Here is a 16732-nt window from a genome sequence, read left to right on the forward strand (position 1 = left end):
ATAAAATATGTTATTTTTGCATAAGTAAAGATTTGTTTATAAGCAAATTTTAATTTTATAAAGAAAAAATTATATAACTAATTCCAGGTACCAAATTTTATTTTTTCACTCCATGGCTTTCAAACTTGATCAGATAGACCGTAAAATACTTGAAATTTTACAGGCTAATGCCAAAATTACAAATGCACAACTTTCCAAAGAGATAGGCCTTTCTCCAGCGCCAACACTCGAAAGAGTTAAGAAACTCGAAACAGCCGGACTAATACGAAGCTACCATGCCCAATTAGATACAGAGAAAATAGGCTTAGGCGTTACCACTTTTGTACAGGTAACTCTTGTTGGCCATAGAAAGTCATATATTGATGCTTTCGTACGTAAAATCAGTGATATTGACGAGATTATAGAATGTCACCATATTACAGGTAGCGGCGATTTTCTATTAAAAGTAATTACAAAGGATATCCCTTCTTATCAAAAGCTGATGCTGGAGAAGGTCAACGAAATCGAAGAAGTAGATAGTACACAGTCAATGGTGATTCTGTCTACCTTTAAGAATAGCAAAGTGCTGCCTATTCCGCCTGATAAGTAATAACCCTTATAGAGTTCCCTAGTCTGATAAAAAAATATTTTTTAATCAGATACTTATCTTTGTTTTCAACTTCAAACATTTTACCTCTTTTGACTACACCAGATCCTCAACCATGGAAGGTACTGGCATCCGAGTATATTGCCAAAGAGCCTTGGTTTACTGTTCGTAAAGAAAAAGTAGAAATGCCGAATGGCAGTCAGATCGCATCGTATTATGTATCTGAGTTTCCGGATTGGGTCAATGTAATTGCCATTACAAAAGATCAAAAGATAGTGCTTGTAAAACAATACAGGCATGGAATAGGTAAAGTAAGTTATGAGCTTTGTGCAGGTGTGTGTGATCCAACGGATCAGTCTCCGTTAGAAAGTGCTCAACGTGAGTTGATGGAAGAGACAGGATATGGAGGAGGTATCTGGCAGGAGTGGATGGTAATATGCCCTAATCCAAGTATACAAACAAATTTCACGCATTGCTTTCTGGCAACAGATGTAGAATGGCTTCAGGACCCAACATTGGAGCATACGGAAGATATAACGGTGCATCTGCTTACTAAGCAGAACGTGAGAGATCTGTTAAACAACAATGAAATTTTACAGGCACTGATGGCTGCTCCTCTCTGGAAATATCTGGCGTTATTTCCTTAAAGTGTAAAAGAAAATAGGCAATACTTGGTAGTATCGCCTATTTTCTTTTCTGTCTACGTTCTTCTTTTCTCAGCTCTTTTTCTTGTTTCTGTATATCTTTCAGATATCTCTCTGCTTCTTTACGCTGATCTGATTTCTTTTCTGCTCTTTTAACAACTACCTCCAGGTATTTCTTTGCTTCAGGCAAATTCTCCTCTTTATAATAGATCTTGCCAAGTGTAATCAATGCACTATGATAGTAGGCGCTTTCATAAGCCTTTGATAATTCAGAATATGCAATAGCCTTTTTAAACAGTGATTTTGCTACTTCTGTATTTTTGTGCAACTGGTATTCGATATATCCCAAATAATAGCTTGCATACCTTCCGCTTACTGCTTCGTAACCTGGCATATTCTGATCAATCTTTTCCAATATACTTCTCGATTCTTTTTCTACTTCTGGTATACGTCCCTGTGCATAGGCACTACGTGCATAATAGCGGTGGAAATAGGCGTTATCAGGAAACGTCTCATGTAGGTATTTCGAAAGCTCATAGGCTTTTTGTAGCTGATTTTCCACACTATAAATCCTCATCAGATGATATTGGGCTTCCGTTCGGGTATAAAAAGCGTTGTTGGAAACTTCTTTCAATTGCTTGATTCCTTCCTCTTTATTTCCTTTTGGAAATAGCCAAAGGATAGTTTTCAGAGCTGGAAAGTTTTCAGGGATCCAGTCTCTATAGTAGTTATAAAGTCCATCGCCAAACAAGAATTCCGGGCTAAGGTCTCCTTTGGAACGAGACTTCTCAAGGTATTTTAATGCATTTCTGGACGCCCAAGCCGCTTTTCCCCAATCTTTCCGGTCAGAATATAATCTACCTTTAAATGCATAGGCCGCAGCAAGGAAGAAGGATGCTTCTGTATTTTCCTCATTTTCTTCATAGAGCTTATCGGCCTTGGTAATAGAGGTATCCATATAAGCCAAAAATGTTTGGTCGTATTCTTCATTGTCTTCGTTAGGCATGATTTTCCACCAAGTGCTTAAACCCATGAGGAAATAGGGAAGTGGATGGTCAGGATATTTAAACTTGAACCAGCGGAATTCAGACTCAGCTTCGGCAAATTTGAAATTATACATATTGTTTACTGCATGAGTCGAAACAACCTGCATATCCATGTTTTCCAACAAGATTGGTGGACCTACATTTTTCTGGGCAAGTACTATGCAGGAATAGACCAAGGCAATAAGGGTAACAGTAAGCTTTTTCATTGTCTGATTTTTCTAGATCTCTCGCAATAATCGTACTACAATTATACATATAAAAAATTGTAAAAGCTTTATGTAATATTTCGCCGTTATTTTGTGTGTTTCAATTAGTTGTAAAAAAAATAAAGATTTATGTTTACTTTTAATCTATTTCATATACTAATATATGATACTGAAAATCTGATAGTTATAAAATTTAACTTGTTTTGTTTTTAGTTTTAACTACCTTTGCAACCGAAAACTTGCCTTTGTCAATTATGTAATAATTGAAGGCGATTTGTTCAAATAGTTTTTTTCTACTTTATGCGTAACAACCTAAGTAATGAAATCGCTGTATTGCTCAACGTCATTTTTGGTCGTTCTGGTTCGTTGGCAACGTTGCGTACTCCGTTTTCTGTAGCTGTAACGCAGAAACCTTTCCGCCCCAATTTTAAGATGTGGGCGGCTCGTTCGTACAAACCACTTACGGTATTTGTATTGTCCGCGTTGGTACTGCTTCTTTGTTATGTTAAAGCTGGTTTTGAGATTTTGAGTGTGGCTCAAACCGCTATCATGGCAGGAGCAGGTTGTATTATTTTAAGTATACTGCTGAGTCCGGAATGGACCAGAAAGGCAGTTATTAAATTTGCCAAAAGTGCCCTTTCTTTATCCTTGCAGTTATCTCCCAGCAAGGCATTTTCACATGTAGGCAGTCTGATTATTAGTATGAATGGTTTGATGTTGGTATATGCCAACCATCATAGCCAGTTTGCATGGACAGTTTATCCTACATTGTCTTTACTTGGTGGATTTGCATTAGGTAGTTCTGCTATTATGCTATTGATAAATGCATTGGATCGGGAAGATATACATAAGCCAGCAATGGTGCGTTCCGAGGTATTGAAGAAAGCACACCATCTGGGAGTAATGCCTGAAAGAATGGACGTTCTTGGCGGTGCTGTAGTAGCAGGAATACTTCTGGGTACAACTCTTGTCGAAATAAATACATCCAATATGGATGATTTAAGCCTTACAGCAGGTGTTGTTTGGCTACCAGTAGTATTGGCATGGTGTGGCATATGTACATCTGTTGTGATGGGTTATGTGCTAAAACATGCAGATCTTCCTGCTGCTATTAAACGTATACTGAATGTTTTGGTAATGATGGTAGTAGCATATACATCTGTTGTAACCATGATGCCTGCCTATTGGGTGGTAGAAGGAAAAGAAATTCTATCATCTGAAATCTTTCTTGCTGCTGGTATAGGTACTATTGGTAGTTTTCTTTTATGGGAAGCTAACTATGCCTATCAGTGGTTACGTACCCATTATTATGATTGGGTAATAAACAAGCTGCAAAAAGAATTCTGGTATTTACGTCCGCTACGTCATCTGTTTCGTATTATTTGTCTTACTATTCCAGTTATACTAATTGGATGGTTTATGAAACAGGCATTCGACCATGTTGGCTTATATGGAATTATAATTGCAACAATTGCATTGTTGTCTAATCTAAATGTGCAGTTGCCATTCAAAAGAACGATCACAATTTGATTTCAATTCACACTCATTTTATAAATAGCGGGCAAAATTATTTGTCCGCTATTTATATTTTTGCACCTTCATTCAATCCTCCTATTTTATGGTGCAGATCAAAGACAAGCAATTTGACATCTATATTCCTGAAAGTCGCATTCTGGAACGAGTTTCGGAATTGTCAAATCAATTGAACCAGGAATATGCTACCAAAGAACCAGTTTTTATTTCAGTACTGAATGGTTCTTTTATGTTTGCTGCAGATCTGATGAAAAGAATTTCTATTGCCTGTCATATCTCATTTATGCGGGTTAGTTCGTATGAATCTACTCAAAGTACAGGAAAGATTACCGAAATCATTGGCCTTCAAGAGAGTATTAAAGGTCGTCATGTAGTTATTGTAGAAGACATTGTTGATACAGCATTAACTATGTCACAGTTACTGGTTCAACTAAAACAGCACGAACCTGCATCATTAGAAGTCGCTACACTCTTATGCAAACGTGAAGCCATGCAGAAAGATATAAAGTTAAAGTATGTTGGCTTTGACATTCCCAATGCATTTGTGGTAGGTTATGGCCTGGATTATGATGGCTTGGGCAGAAATCTGCCAGATTTATATGTAGTAAAAGAGGAAGACTTCTAATCTCTCAGCTGTTCTATCAGATAAATAGAACAGCTTTAGTTTAAGGTCTATAAAGGACTACTTTACAGATAGCTTCTGACTGCTAACCAGCTTCTGATTTATCTATTCTAAAATCACTGTTTTTCATGTATCTTTGAATAAATTTAAAGAGGTAGAACCAGGGTTCTCAAGACTCTTCTCATTAGGAAATAACTCAGCGCAGTAAATTCAAAATCAAGAGAAACCAGTAAACAGCGATTAACCTAAATGCAGTTACATCAGTTAGAGATCAAAGGATTCAAAAGTTTTGCAGATAAGGTTCTCATCAATTTTGATAATGGTATTACAGGCATTGTTGGACCAAATGGATGTGGAAAGTCAAATGTAGTCGATGCTATTCGCTGGGTGTTAGGTGAACAAAAGACGAAGAATCTCCGATCTGAAAAGATGGAGAATGTTATCTTTAATGGGACAAAGCGCCGAAAACCTCTGCAAATGGCAGAAGTATCCCTGACTTTTAATAACACCAAAAACATTCTGCCCACTGAATACTCTCAAGTCACAATCAGCCGTCGTTATTATCGTGTAGGGGAAAGTGAATATTTGCTCAATGGGGTTCCCTGTCGCTTGAAAGATATCAATAACCTGTTTATGGATACAGGTATTGGTCCTGACAGCTATGCGATCATTGAGTTGAAGATGGTGGATGAAATTCTCAATGATAAAGATAACTCACGACGTGGATTGTTTGAAGAGGCAGCCGGTATCTCAAAGTTTAAAGTTCGTAAAAAAGAGACACTGAAAAAACTGGAAGATACAGATGGTGATCTGGAACGGGTAGAAGACCTACTTCATGAAATTACCAAAAATATGAAGTCTCTGGAGCGCCAGGCCCGCCAGGCTGAAGAATATTTCCAGATCAAAAATAAATACAAGAGTTATAGTGTAGCATTGGCTCATCAGTCTGTAAGTCGTTTTCAGGAAACACTGGATAAGTTAAAAGGGCAGTTGGATGCTGAAAGTGAAAAGCGTATACGGGTGCAGGCAGAAACAGCTCAAAAGGATGCTGGTATTGAAAAGCTGAAAGCTGATTTGTTAAACAAGGAGAAACTACTGGCATCACGTCAAAAAGCCTTGAATGAACATGTAAACCTGATCCGGCAACATGAAAGTGAAAAGAAAATTAAGAATGAACGCTTAAAGTTCCTGACAGACAAAGCACATTCGTTACGAAATCAGATTACAGAAGGACAACGCCAAAAGACAGAGGCCGAAGAGAAGATTACAAGACTGGAAGCAGAAAAACAAGGAATTGAAAGACAGGCCAATGAACTTATTGCTCAAGTGGCAGAACTAAAAAGTGAATACGAAGCACAAAAGGTAGCTACTGCTGAACTACAGCAACAGCTTACCAGCAAAAATGCTGCATTCCGCCAACGGCAGGATGAATTGTTTTCGTTGACAAAATCACTTGATATCAAGCAGGTTCAGATCTCAACCATTAAACAGGAGTTGGAGAAAACAACTTCTGACAATGCTGCGCAAACGGCTGATCTGGAAGCTATGGCAACCACATTAGGTGAAGCAAATATGCAACTCCGCCAGAAGATGGACGAATTGCAGCAGACTCAGCAGGAGATTGAAAGTATACAGGATCAACTGGACTCGCTGGAAACTGAGAATGAGTCTATTCGCCAGGAACAGATCACTGCACAACGGCAGCTGGATGCAAAGCAGAATGAATATAATCTGACCAAGTCAATGGTGGATAGCCTGGAAGGTTTTCCTGAGGCTGTACAGTTTTTAAGTAAAAATCCGAAATGGGATAAAAAAACGCCATTGGTATCGGATATCATTGCCTGTCCGGATCAGTATCGTGTGGCTCTGGAAAATTACCTGGAAGTGGTTCTGAACTACTATGTGGTGGAAACATCGGAAACTGCTTTCTCTGCCATTGCCTTATTAAGCGAAGCTGGCAAAGGTAAGGCTAACTTCTTTATTCTGGAAAAACTTCAGAATGCAACCTATCAGAAGCCGGATGCTATAGGGCTTCCTGATGGAGCTGTTTCTGTGCTGGATATTGTAGAGTATGATAGTCGTTATCAAAAACTGGCTGAACATCTGCTGGGAAATGTATTTATTGTTCCAGACCTTGCCATTATATCTAATAGTACTGGTAATCTTATCTTTCTTACAGAAAGTGGAAAGGTGATTAATCGTTCAGTAAGTATATCAGGTGGATCAGTAGGATTATTTGAAGGAAAACGGATCGGACGTGCTAAAAACCTGGAAAAGCTTCAGGATGAAATAGAGAAACTTCGATATACTATCGATAAAATAATAACCCGCCAATCAGACCAAAAAATTGCCAGAGAAGAGTTGCTGGTACGCAAAAATAGTATCCAACGCAAGGTGCAATCACTTCAGTCAGAGATTAATGATCTTAACCGTCAGCAGATTACCTTAAAAGCTCGTCAGGAACAACTGACACTTATGTTACAGAACCAGTCTTTGCGACGGGAAGATTTTCTGAATCAGCTGGAAACATTAACGGAAGAACTAGCTATATCTCGTCCTCAAACGGAAGCGAAACAAGCTGAACTCCGTGAAGTGGAACGGCAGATTATGGATCTGAACGAGGAACTGACATCACAGAATGAACAAACTTCTGTAAAGTCCAATGCCTATAATACTGAAAATATCCGACTGATTCAGCAGCAAAACCGGCTGAATAGCATGGAACAGGAAATTCGTTTCTCTGAGGATACACTAAGAAATAGCCAGTTTCGCCTTCAGAATAATCAGAATGAACTGGAACGTACAGAAACAGATATTTCGACGCTAACTGAGGCAGAGGAAGTAGGGGATGAGGAACTGGTTGAGATGTACAAAGAGAAAGAGGCGATTGAAGCAGGGCTAAATGAAGCAGAAAGAGATTATTATGCCTCAAGAGGGGAAATTGATAAAACAGAAAAAGAAGTTCGTGATCTGACAAGACAACGTGAACTGGCAGATAGCCTAACTATGGAGTTGCAAGGGAAACGAAATGAAACGCAACTACAGATTACAGCTATTAAAGATCGTTTGTCTGTTGAGTTCAATGTTAATCTGGATGCACCTGAAGAACCTTTAGAGGAAGTAGTAGAGCAGGAAGCAAAAGAACCACAAATAGATGAGAATGGAAATCCGGTTGTTTCAGAAGAACCTAAACCTGCGGCTTCTAAAAGCAAGATTGGTAAAACCTGGAATTTTGAAGAAGCAAGAACTTTGTTTGGAGAGCGTGAAGACGAACTTCGTACCCGGGTGAATGAATTAAAAGCTCGTCTGGATCGCCTGGGACCTATCAATCCAATGGCACTAGAGGCGTATGAAGAAATCAAACAACGGTTTGACTTTATAAACGGACAGAAAAATGATCTGCTAAATGCGAAGAATTCCTTGCTGGCTACCATTTCGGAGATAGATACAGTTGCCAGAGAAACATTTATGACTGCATTTACAACTATTCGGGAGCATTTTATCCGTGTATTCCGTTCGTTGTTCTCAGATGAAGATACCTGTGACCTGAAACTGGTCGATCCGGAAAATCCATTGGATTCCAGCATTGATATCATTGCCAGACCAAAAGGCAAGCGTCCTTTGACAATCAATCAGCTTTCTGGTGGAGAGAAAACATTAACAGCTATCTCACTGTTGTTTGCTATCTACCTGTTAAAGCCTGCGCCGTTTTGTATCTTTGATGAGGTAGATGCCCCACTGGATGATGCCAATATTGATAAGTTCAACAATATCATCCGTAGGTTTGCCAATGAATCACAGTTTATCATTGTGACACACAATAAACGTACAATGGCATCCACTGATGTGGTTTATGGTATAACTCAAACAGAGGATGATACAGGGGTATCTAAAGTGGTTCCTGTAGATTTAAGGGCTTTGGCATAAATAAAGGTTTTATAGAAAAAGTACACAATACGTTTACCTTTGGTGAAAATGGTTAATAATAGATTGTTTTTTGTCTATTGTTAACCATTTGTCTTTTATTATGCGTAGAGTTATTTGTATTTTATTCGTGTTTCTTTGTTTTGCATACGTTGGTTTTGCTCAGGATTTCTCAAATCTGAAAAACTATTCGTTATCTGCAAAAGAAGACTTTAAGAAAGCAGAGTCAGTAGTGCTTGAATGTAGTAAATATCTTGTAAGTCATCCCTTGAGTGAAACAGACCTTAATAGATTGTATGCCGTCCAGTTCATTATGCGATGGATGGAAGGTACGCCTGATTTTAGTTTTTCACTGGATGAAACAGCGGTGAAACTATCAAAGAGTAATACGGCTCTGCTAGGAATATATTTGGGAGAAATGAGTCAGCTTGCCATTCAGAATCCGGAGATGAGTAAAGATGCAAAACAGATAAAACTGAATGCCATAACTTCTGTACTGACTTACTGTGAAGACTCTTCCAATAGTGTAAAACTTGATAAAGAACTGAAGAAGCTTATTGACGCAAAAAATAAAGGAAAGTTGAAAGAGTATTTAAAAGTTTAGTTAAGACAACAGAAGTCTCCTTTGAGGAGTTTTCTAAGCTATTTTCAATGATACATATACACCCATCCCTCTTTCAGCCTATGTTAGAGGGATTTGTTTTATAACACTATTTAGGAGAATGGGTATTTTGAACGCTTTACTTGAGACTTATCTATAGGCCAACTCGTTCATCTACAGAAGAAAGAGAAGATGTAATGGTTATCCTGGAAAAATTTGTGCTATGGTGAGATGGAACAACAGCACCACTGTTTCGGGTAACGTAAACAAATGGAATGAAACGAGTTGTTGTTTCTGTCGGTTTGGGTAAAGATAGCGTTGTACGTTTCAGAGCCTTTTGTATTGTAGTTTCTTTCTGAAAATCGGCTTGCTTTATTTGTTTGACAAAGTATAGAGCTTTGAATAGTTCAAAGTCCATAAACTCATACTGCTCTTCCTGCTCAAGTCTCTTCCAGATATCATAGGCTGCCTTGGCACGGATACGCACCTGGTCACGTTTTAGTTCTTTGAGAATATATTTAGCTGCATTGTCTTTATCCTTTTTCTTTTCCAGCACAGCCAGATGATACTCATTGCGTTTGTATTGGGCATTGACCTCTTTATACTCTTTCTCTGCTTTTTTGAGTTGTTTGTCTCGTTCTTTGGAGGCAGGTTGAGCTTCCAGTTCCGCTTTTTGTTGAGTGGCATGAGCCAGTAGGGTAATGAGAAGAGTCTGGTTAGCAAGTGATTGCTCCTCATCTTTTTGAATGGCTTTGATACGTTTCAATAGATGGTGAAGCTGCTCATTTAAACGAGCTTCATGCGCCAATAGACGGTGGTATTCAGATTTATATTTGCGAATTGCAGTTTTGTTTGTATGATATTTTGGCATAAAATAGTTTCTCTGGTAATTAAGTTGTAGTGAATTATTGTGTTACAATATACATAAAAAATACGTGTGAATGAAGTGAGTGTGAAATAAAATATGTTAAGGAATGACAAGTTTACAATCAATAGAATATAGCTTTTGAGTGTGCATTAAAACGAGGATAGGACTTTGTTTTGAGCACTATATTTTATAATTAGAGTTAACTTTCATCAGATAGTATTAATCAAGCCATTGCTTATAACCTCATACATGATTCAATTCTTCTACGAACAGTCTGATAAGATTCTTCAACAAACCCTTACACATATTGGCTTAACCTTCCTAGCATTACTGGTTGCATTAGTTATTGGGGTTCCTTTGGGTTGCTGGATTAGCCATAAACCTAGAGTAGCATCCATTGTGATAGGTTTTACTGGAATTTTACAAACTGTACCCAGCATTGCTTTACTAGGTATTCTTATTCCTGTGTTAGGAATAGGAGTGAAGCCTGCTATTTTTGCTTTGTTTCTGTATGCCTTGCTTCCGATTGTACGAAATACGTATGTGGGTATCAGAGAAGTAGACGCCTCTGTTAGAGATGCTGCATTGGGACTGGGTATGAACCAATGGCAAATTCTAACCAAAGTTGAAATTCCCCTGGCAATGCCCGTAATCTTTGCAGGCATACGTACAGCAACAGTTATTAATGTAGGTGTAGCTACACTAGCTGCTTATGTAGCTGCAGGTGGATTGGGTGAATTTATTTTTGGAGGCATTGCACTTAACAACTCAGCCATGATTATGGCAGGGGCGATTCCTGCAGCCTTATTGGCTGTTTTATTTGATGGCTTGCTGGGATGGTTGCAAAAACGCACAGATTACAAAACACATAAGTTTGCAAAGTCAGGTCTAAAAATAAGTAGCTGGATAGTGGTAGGCATAATACTTCTGTCTGCACTCTATATAATCCCTAAAACAAAACAAACCCGTTTACTAGCAGGCTTTGCTCATGAGTTTGCTGGACGTGATGATGGTTACCCGGGACTAATAAAAACATATAGATTATCGATTAGTAATCTGCTGCTGGACCAGTCTCTCATGTATGAGGCTATTTTTCATGAGAACGTAGATGTAATCAGCGGGTACTCCACAGACGGACGTATCAAAGCTTATCACTTGCGTGTGCTGGAAGATGACAAGCAGGCCTTTCCTCCTTATCAGGCTGCCTGGGTAGTAAGAAGACAAACGCTGGTAAAATATCCTCAGCTACAAGCTGTATTGAGGGTGTTTGCACATTCGATCAATGATTCTGTTATGACAGCTCTCAACTATGAGGTAGATTACCTGCACAAATTACCTGCTGAGGTTGCCAAACAGTTTATACAGAAACAAAAACAATTTCATCTAGAAAAAAGTATAGGGCCCGAAGGAACTATCATTATTGGTTCCAAAGTTTTTTCAGAGCAATACATTCTGGCTGAACTCTTAAAGCAGTTAATCGAAGGCTACACAAATCTGGAGGTAGTTACCAAAACTGGTTTGGGAGGAACTAAGATTTGTTTTGATGCACTGAAAGCCGGAGCCATCGATTTATATCCCGAATACACAGGAACAGGCTTACTCGTTATTTTACAACCAGAAAACCAGAAACTGGATTCTCTTAAAGGAGATCCTACAAAAGTATATACATATGTTGCTCAGGAGTTTAAAAAGAGATATGAGTTGGAATGGCAAAAGCCTATTGGATTTAATAATGCCTATGCCTTAATGATGCGGGAAGCAGAAAGTAAAAAGCTACATATACAAACCATCTCTGAGTTACAAAGATACCTCATGTCTGGAAAATAAATTATATGTACAAGTAATCGGCGACTATTGATTGATATTATAGTGGAATAGACTTTGACAGTTTCGAATTTTTGATAACCTATTTTTTATGATTGCTTGTCTTGATGTTGACTACCGGGATGACCACGCTGCGGTAGCTTGCTTGCTCTTTACTTCTTGGACGGATGAAACGGAAGCCCAGCAGATTAGTAAGCGTATTGATGATGTCGCACCTTATGTATCTGGTGAATTCTATAAACGTGAATTACCTTGTCTGCTTGCTGTACTTGAACCTATAGCTGAAACACTGACCACTGTTGTCATTGACGGATACGTATATCTTGCTCCCGAAAAGAAAGGCTTAGGAGGATATCTGTTTCATGCATTGAATCAAGAGATTCCAGTTGTGGGAGTTGCCAAAACCAGATTTCACGAAGCTCCTGCTGTTGCTGTACTACGAGGTGATAGTCAGAATCCCTTATTTGTCACATCCGCTGGACTGGATATACAACAGGCAGGTGAGTATATAAAACAGATGCACGGTGAATTTAGATTACCTACTTTACTTAAAAAAGTAGATCGGTTATGTCGGGATGCTGTTTTTGCGTAATCTTGTGGCATCTAAGATTTTCTTTGATATAATTCCATGTCTGACATCTACATTTACAATACACCTGTTCCTGTAGGGAAAGCTGTTTCTATTAAGATTCCTATTGCACGGCTGCCATCACATACATTGATTGAACTGCCCGTATATGTATTTCGTGGCAAGACAGATGGTCCTGGTTTGTTATTAACTGCTGGAATTCATGGTGATGAAATTAATGGAATAGAGATAGTGAGGCGGCTTATCAATGAGAATTACCTCATGCCTGACATTGGAACTGTAATAGCCATCCCGTTGGTCAATGTATATGGATTTATTTTCAATTCCCGTAATCTGCCAGATGGAAAAGATCTGAATCGTTGTTTTCCAGGATCTGCCAATGGGTCACTTGCTAATCGCATGGCGCACATTCTTATGACAGAGATTTTACCTCATGTGCACCATGGGGTTGACTTTCATACAGGAGGTGATCGGATAGCTAACTTTCCTCAGATTCGTTGCAATCTGGATCATGTAAAGAACAAAGAGTTAGCGTCAGCTTTTGGAGCCCCCTTTATTGTCAATACTGAATTAATTGATAAATCATTTCGTAAAGAAGCCTTAAAAACAGGCAAATCAATTCTGGTTTTTGAAGGTGGTGAATCACTGCGACTGGATGAGCATGCTATTGCCGAAGGAAAAGCAGGTGTAAGGAGAATCATGCACTATCTGAAAATGCGAGACCAGGAAGAGAAAAAACAGATTCCAATTACTATTAAAAGTACTACCTGGATGAGGACCAAAGATTCCGGTATTTTTAATCCATTTGTCATTTCAGGCTCTAAAGTTGTAAAAAATCAGCCTTTGGCAACTATTACAGATCCATATGGTGAGTCTCAGGTAACAATTAAGAGTCCTTATGATGGATATATTATTGGCTTGAACAATATGCCAGTTGTAAACTCTGGTGATGCTCTTATTCATGTCGGAAAATAAATCATTCTCAGATCTGCTTATGAAAAAGCTGGCTTCTTGTCTGATAGAGGTTGTCTCAACTGTTCGTAAAGAAGCTCAACGAGCAGTTTTTGTAGATAACTTTAATTAACTATGAATTGAAAAACAGGTGCAGATAGAATACAAAAGATGCCTTTGTAGCCCTTACAAAATGATTTATACAGCCTCTTAAATTCTTTTAAAATTTTTTCTGCCAATAAATCTTTTGCTTTGAGAGAGTTTCCTTCCTAAAAACCTATTATTTTTTCTTTCTTATATTATAATTGTCTAGGTTTGTTCTAAAATTGAATGAAAACTTAACTGATTCATACATTGTTTAATCTGTACAAACGCTTTAGCAATTATGCTATAATAGAGCGTTTTGTAGCTTTGCATAAAATTAAGCTATTTTAAGATAAAAGTGGATTAGTTATCAGTTGTTTACCTTTTATTCAGAGATTCCATTTCAGGTAAAAGGGCATTTAAATAGATAAATATACATTCTAATATCATCTCTCAGAAAACTAGTGTTTTGTAATCATGGATAAATATTCTTACATCGCCAATGCGCATGGTGCGTATATTGACGAACTCTATCGGGCATACAAAGAAAATCCTGACTCGGTAGATACCAGCTGGCAAAAATTCTTTGAAGGATTTGAGTTCTCTAATCAATATGGAGGGAACGGCAATGGAACCGCAGTTAATGGTACAACTAAGACAGGAACAGATGTAAATATACAGAAAGAGATTGCAGTTCGAAATCTGATTCATGGCTATCGTATGCGCGGGCACTTAAAATCAGATACCAATCCTGTTCGTCAGCGTCGGGATCGTAAGCCTATGCTGGATCTGAAAGATTTTGGTTTGACGGATGCCGATCTGGATACCACATTTGAAGCCGCCAGAGAAGTATTAGGTGCACCAGCAACGTTACGGAAGCTGGTTGAATCCCTGAAAAAGATTTATGAAGGAAAGATTGGATTTGAGTTTATGTATATTCGTGAGCCTGAGGTTCTGGAATATTTCAAAGGGAAAGTAGAAAAAGAAGCGCTTGCGTTTACCTTATCTCTGGATGAGAAGAAACGTATTCTTACCAAGCTGAATGAGGCAGTTGTGTTCGAAAACTTCCTGCATACAAAATATATTGGTCAGAAACGTTTTTCACTGGAAGGTGGAGAAACTACAATTCCTGCTTTGGATGCGATTATCAGTGAGACTGCGGAACAAGGCGTAAATGAGGTAATCATTGGGATGGCTCACCGGGGTCGTTTAAATATCCTGGCCAATATCATGGGTAAAACCTATGAAAATATCTTTAACGAATTTGAAGGCGCTTATACACCTGACCTGACTATGGGCGATGGTGATGTGAAATACCACATGGGATATGCCTCTCAGATCGAAACGCCAAAAGGAAAGAAAGTTCAGTTAAAACTAGCTCCTAATCCCTCTCACCTGGAAGCAGTTAACCCTGTAGTAGAAGGATATTCCCGTGCAAAAGCCGATGTTCTGTATCAGAGTGACTATGATAAGGTATTGCCTATATTAATTCACGGTGATGCTGCTGTGGCAGGACAGGGAATTGTGTATGAGGTAACTCAGATGTCTGCACTACCAGGGTATTATACAGGTGGAACTATTCACTTTGTGATTAACAACCAGGTTGGTTTCACTACTGACTTTGAAGATGCACGTTCCAGCATCTATTGTACAGATGTAGCTAAAATTGTAGACGCACCTGTATTACATGTAAATGGTGATGATCCGGAAGCAGTAGTATTTTGTGCTAAGCTGGCTGCTGATTATCGTCAGCGCTTTAACCGGGATATCTTTATTGATATGGTGTGTTATCGTCGTCATGGTCATAATGAATCTGACGAACCGAAATTTACACAACCAACTTTATATAACGTTATTTCCAAACATCCTAACCCACGTGAAATCTATAACAAACAGTTGATTACACGGGGTGATGTAGATGCAAAGCTTGCGGAGAAGATGGATGAAGAGTTCCGCAACATGCTACAGGATCGTTTAAATATGGTTAAGCAGAAGCCTCTGCCATATTACTATCAGAAAAATGAAGAAGCCTGGAATGCATTGCGCAGATCAGCTCAGGAGGATTTCGATAAGTCTCCGGAAACAGGTATAAGTCTGGATGTAATAGAAAAAGTTGGTCAGAAATTAGTAAATATTCCTGCAGATTTCCGTCCGTTAAAACAGATTGAGAAGTTGTTGAAAGAAAGAAAGGAAATGTTCTTTGAGAAAAAACAACTGAACTGGGCAGCTGCAGAACTATTGGCATATGGTTCTATTCTGGCAGAAGGAAAGATTGTTCGTTTAAGTGGACAGGATGTACAGCGTGGTACTTTCAGCCATCGTCATGCTGTGTTGCATGATGCTGAAACCAATCAGGCATATAACAACCTTGACTTTACAGCAGAAGGAAAAAATAAATTCATGATTTATAATTCCTTGTTGTCTGAATATGGTGTACTTGGTTTTGAATTTGGCTATGCTATGGCAAACCCCAATGCACTGGTTCTTTGGGAAGCCCAGTTTGGCGATTTTGCTAACGGTGCACAGGTAATGATTGATCAGTTCATTGCTCCATCTGAAACCAAGTGGCAACGTATGAATGGGTTGGTAATGCTACTGCCACACGGCTACGAGGGACAGGGGCCAGAGCACTCAAATGCTCGTCCGGAACGCTTCCTGCAACTAGCTGCTGAAAATAATATCGTAGTAGCAAACGTTACGCAACCAGCCAACTTCTTCCATTTATTGCGTCGTCAGCTGGCATGGGAGTTCCGCAAACCATTGATTGTAATGTCTCCAAAATCAATGTTACGTCATCCATTGGCTGTATCACCGCTGGAAGAGTTTACAACTGGAAGCTTTAAAGAGGTAATTGCAGATACTCAGGCAGATCCTAAAAAAGTGAAGAAAGTTTTATTGTGTTCTGGTAAGCTGTATTATGAATTGTATGAGGCTCGTCAGGAACAAAAACGTGATGATATTGCTATCATAGCATTGGAGCAGTTGCATCCATTCCCAGCCAAGCAGGTACATAATTTGTTGATGCAGTACGACAAAAAAGCTAAAATCTGCTGGGTACAGGAAGAACCTGAGAACATGGGATACTGGTCATATGTAATGCGTACATATAAATATGTGGCTATGGAAGTGATTGCTCGTAAAGCAAGTGCTTCGCCTGCTACAGGATACGCTAAAGTACATGCTCAGGAACAAGCAGATATTATCAAAAGAGCTCTTTCATAACTATTTTTAAGAAACCTAATCATTCTATATTA

Annotated in this window: 12 protein-coding genes; 10 read left to right on the plus strand and 2 right to left on the minus strand. The window is 38.7% G+C overall.

Annotation, left to right across the window (positions count from 1 at the left end; all coding sequences use genetic code 11):
• Positions 1-112: 112 nt before the first annotated feature.
• The gene (locus QNI22_RS28175; RefSeq protein WP_313976947.1) at positions 113-589 is read left to right on the plus strand and encodes an Lrp/AsnC family transcriptional regulator; all 477 of its coding nucleotides are present in this window, start codon (positions 113-115) and stop codon (positions 587-589) included.
• Positions 590-678: 89 nt separating this feature from the next.
• A complete protein-coding gene (locus QNI22_RS28180; protein ID WP_314516029.1) occupies positions 679-1233 on the plus strand; it encodes an NUDIX hydrolase in 555 nt (184 codons plus the stop codon).
• 37 nt (positions 1234-1270) lie between these two features.
• Here QNI22_RS28180 and QNI22_RS28185 read toward each other — a convergent pair whose 3' ends face one another.
• Positions 1271-2482, minus strand: coding sequence for a tetratricopeptide repeat protein (locus QNI22_RS28185; protein WP_314516031.1), 1212 nt, complete (start codon positions 2480-2482; stop codon positions 1271-1273).
• Positions 2483-2782: 300 nt separating this feature from the next.
• Here QNI22_RS28185 and QNI22_RS28190 point away from each other — a divergent pair, with 300 nt between their 5' ends.
• From QNI22_RS28190 to QNI22_RS28205, 4 genes are all read left to right on the plus strand, one after another.
• Positions 2783-4012 (plus strand): hypothetical protein, encoded by a 1230-nt coding sequence (locus QNI22_RS28190; protein ID WP_314516032.1) that lies wholly within the window; start codon positions 2783-2785, stop codon positions 4010-4012.
• Between the two features lie 88 nt (positions 4013-4100).
• Positions 4101-4640 (plus strand): hypoxanthine phosphoribosyltransferase, encoded by a 540-nt coding sequence (hpt, locus tag QNI22_RS28195; RefSeq protein ID WP_314516034.1) that lies wholly within the window; start codon positions 4101-4103, stop codon positions 4638-4640.
• A gap of 246 nt (positions 4641-4886) precedes the next feature.
• Positions 4887-8564, plus strand: a complete 3678-nt coding sequence (smc, locus tag QNI22_RS28200; protein WP_314516036.1) for a chromosome segregation protein SMC — start codon at positions 4887-4889, stop codon at positions 8562-8564.
• A 100-nt stretch (positions 8565-8664) separates the two neighbouring features.
• Positions 8665-9165 (plus strand): hypothetical protein, encoded by a 501-nt coding sequence (locus QNI22_RS28205; protein ID WP_314516038.1) that lies wholly within the window; start codon positions 8665-8667, stop codon positions 9163-9165.
• Positions 9166-9316: 151 nt separating this feature from the next.
• On the opposite strand, the gene QNI22_RS28210 is transcribed toward QNI22_RS28205, so the two are convergent.
• Entirely contained in the window at positions 9317-10033 is a 717-nt protein-coding gene (locus QNI22_RS28210) for a hypothetical protein (RefSeq protein WP_314516040.1), read from the minus strand.
• 246 nt (positions 10034-10279) lie between these two features.
• On the opposite strand from QNI22_RS28210, the gene QNI22_RS28215 reads away from it, so the two are divergent.
• From QNI22_RS28215 to QNI22_RS28230, 4 genes are all read left to right on the plus strand, one after another.
• Positions 10280-11857: an ABC transporter permease/substrate-binding protein gene (locus QNI22_RS28215; protein ID WP_314516041.1), complete on the plus strand. Its 1578-nt coding sequence runs from the start codon at positions 10280-10282 to the stop codon at positions 11855-11857.
• Positions 11858-11945: 88 nt separating this feature from the next.
• The gene (locus tag QNI22_RS28220) at positions 11946-12446 is read left to right on the plus strand and encodes an endonuclease V (RefSeq protein ID WP_314516045.1); all 501 of its coding nucleotides are present in this window, start codon (positions 11946-11948) and stop codon (positions 12444-12446) included.
• 36 nt (positions 12447-12482) lie between these two features.
• A complete protein-coding gene (locus QNI22_RS28225) occupies positions 12483-13418 on the plus strand; it encodes a succinylglutamate desuccinylase/aspartoacylase family protein (protein ID WP_314516048.1) in 936 nt (311 codons plus the stop codon).
• Positions 13419-13955: 537 nt separating this feature from the next.
• Positions 13956-16700: a 2-oxoglutarate dehydrogenase E1 component gene (locus QNI22_RS28230; RefSeq protein WP_314516050.1), complete on the plus strand. Its 2745-nt coding sequence runs from the start codon at positions 13956-13958 to the stop codon at positions 16698-16700.
• Positions 16701-16732: the final 32 nt, after the last annotated feature.

The organism is Xanthocytophaga agilis, from assembly GCF_030068605.1.
Classification (GTDB): Bacteria; Bacteroidota; Bacteroidia; order Cytophagales; family 172606-1; genus Xanthocytophaga; species Xanthocytophaga agilis.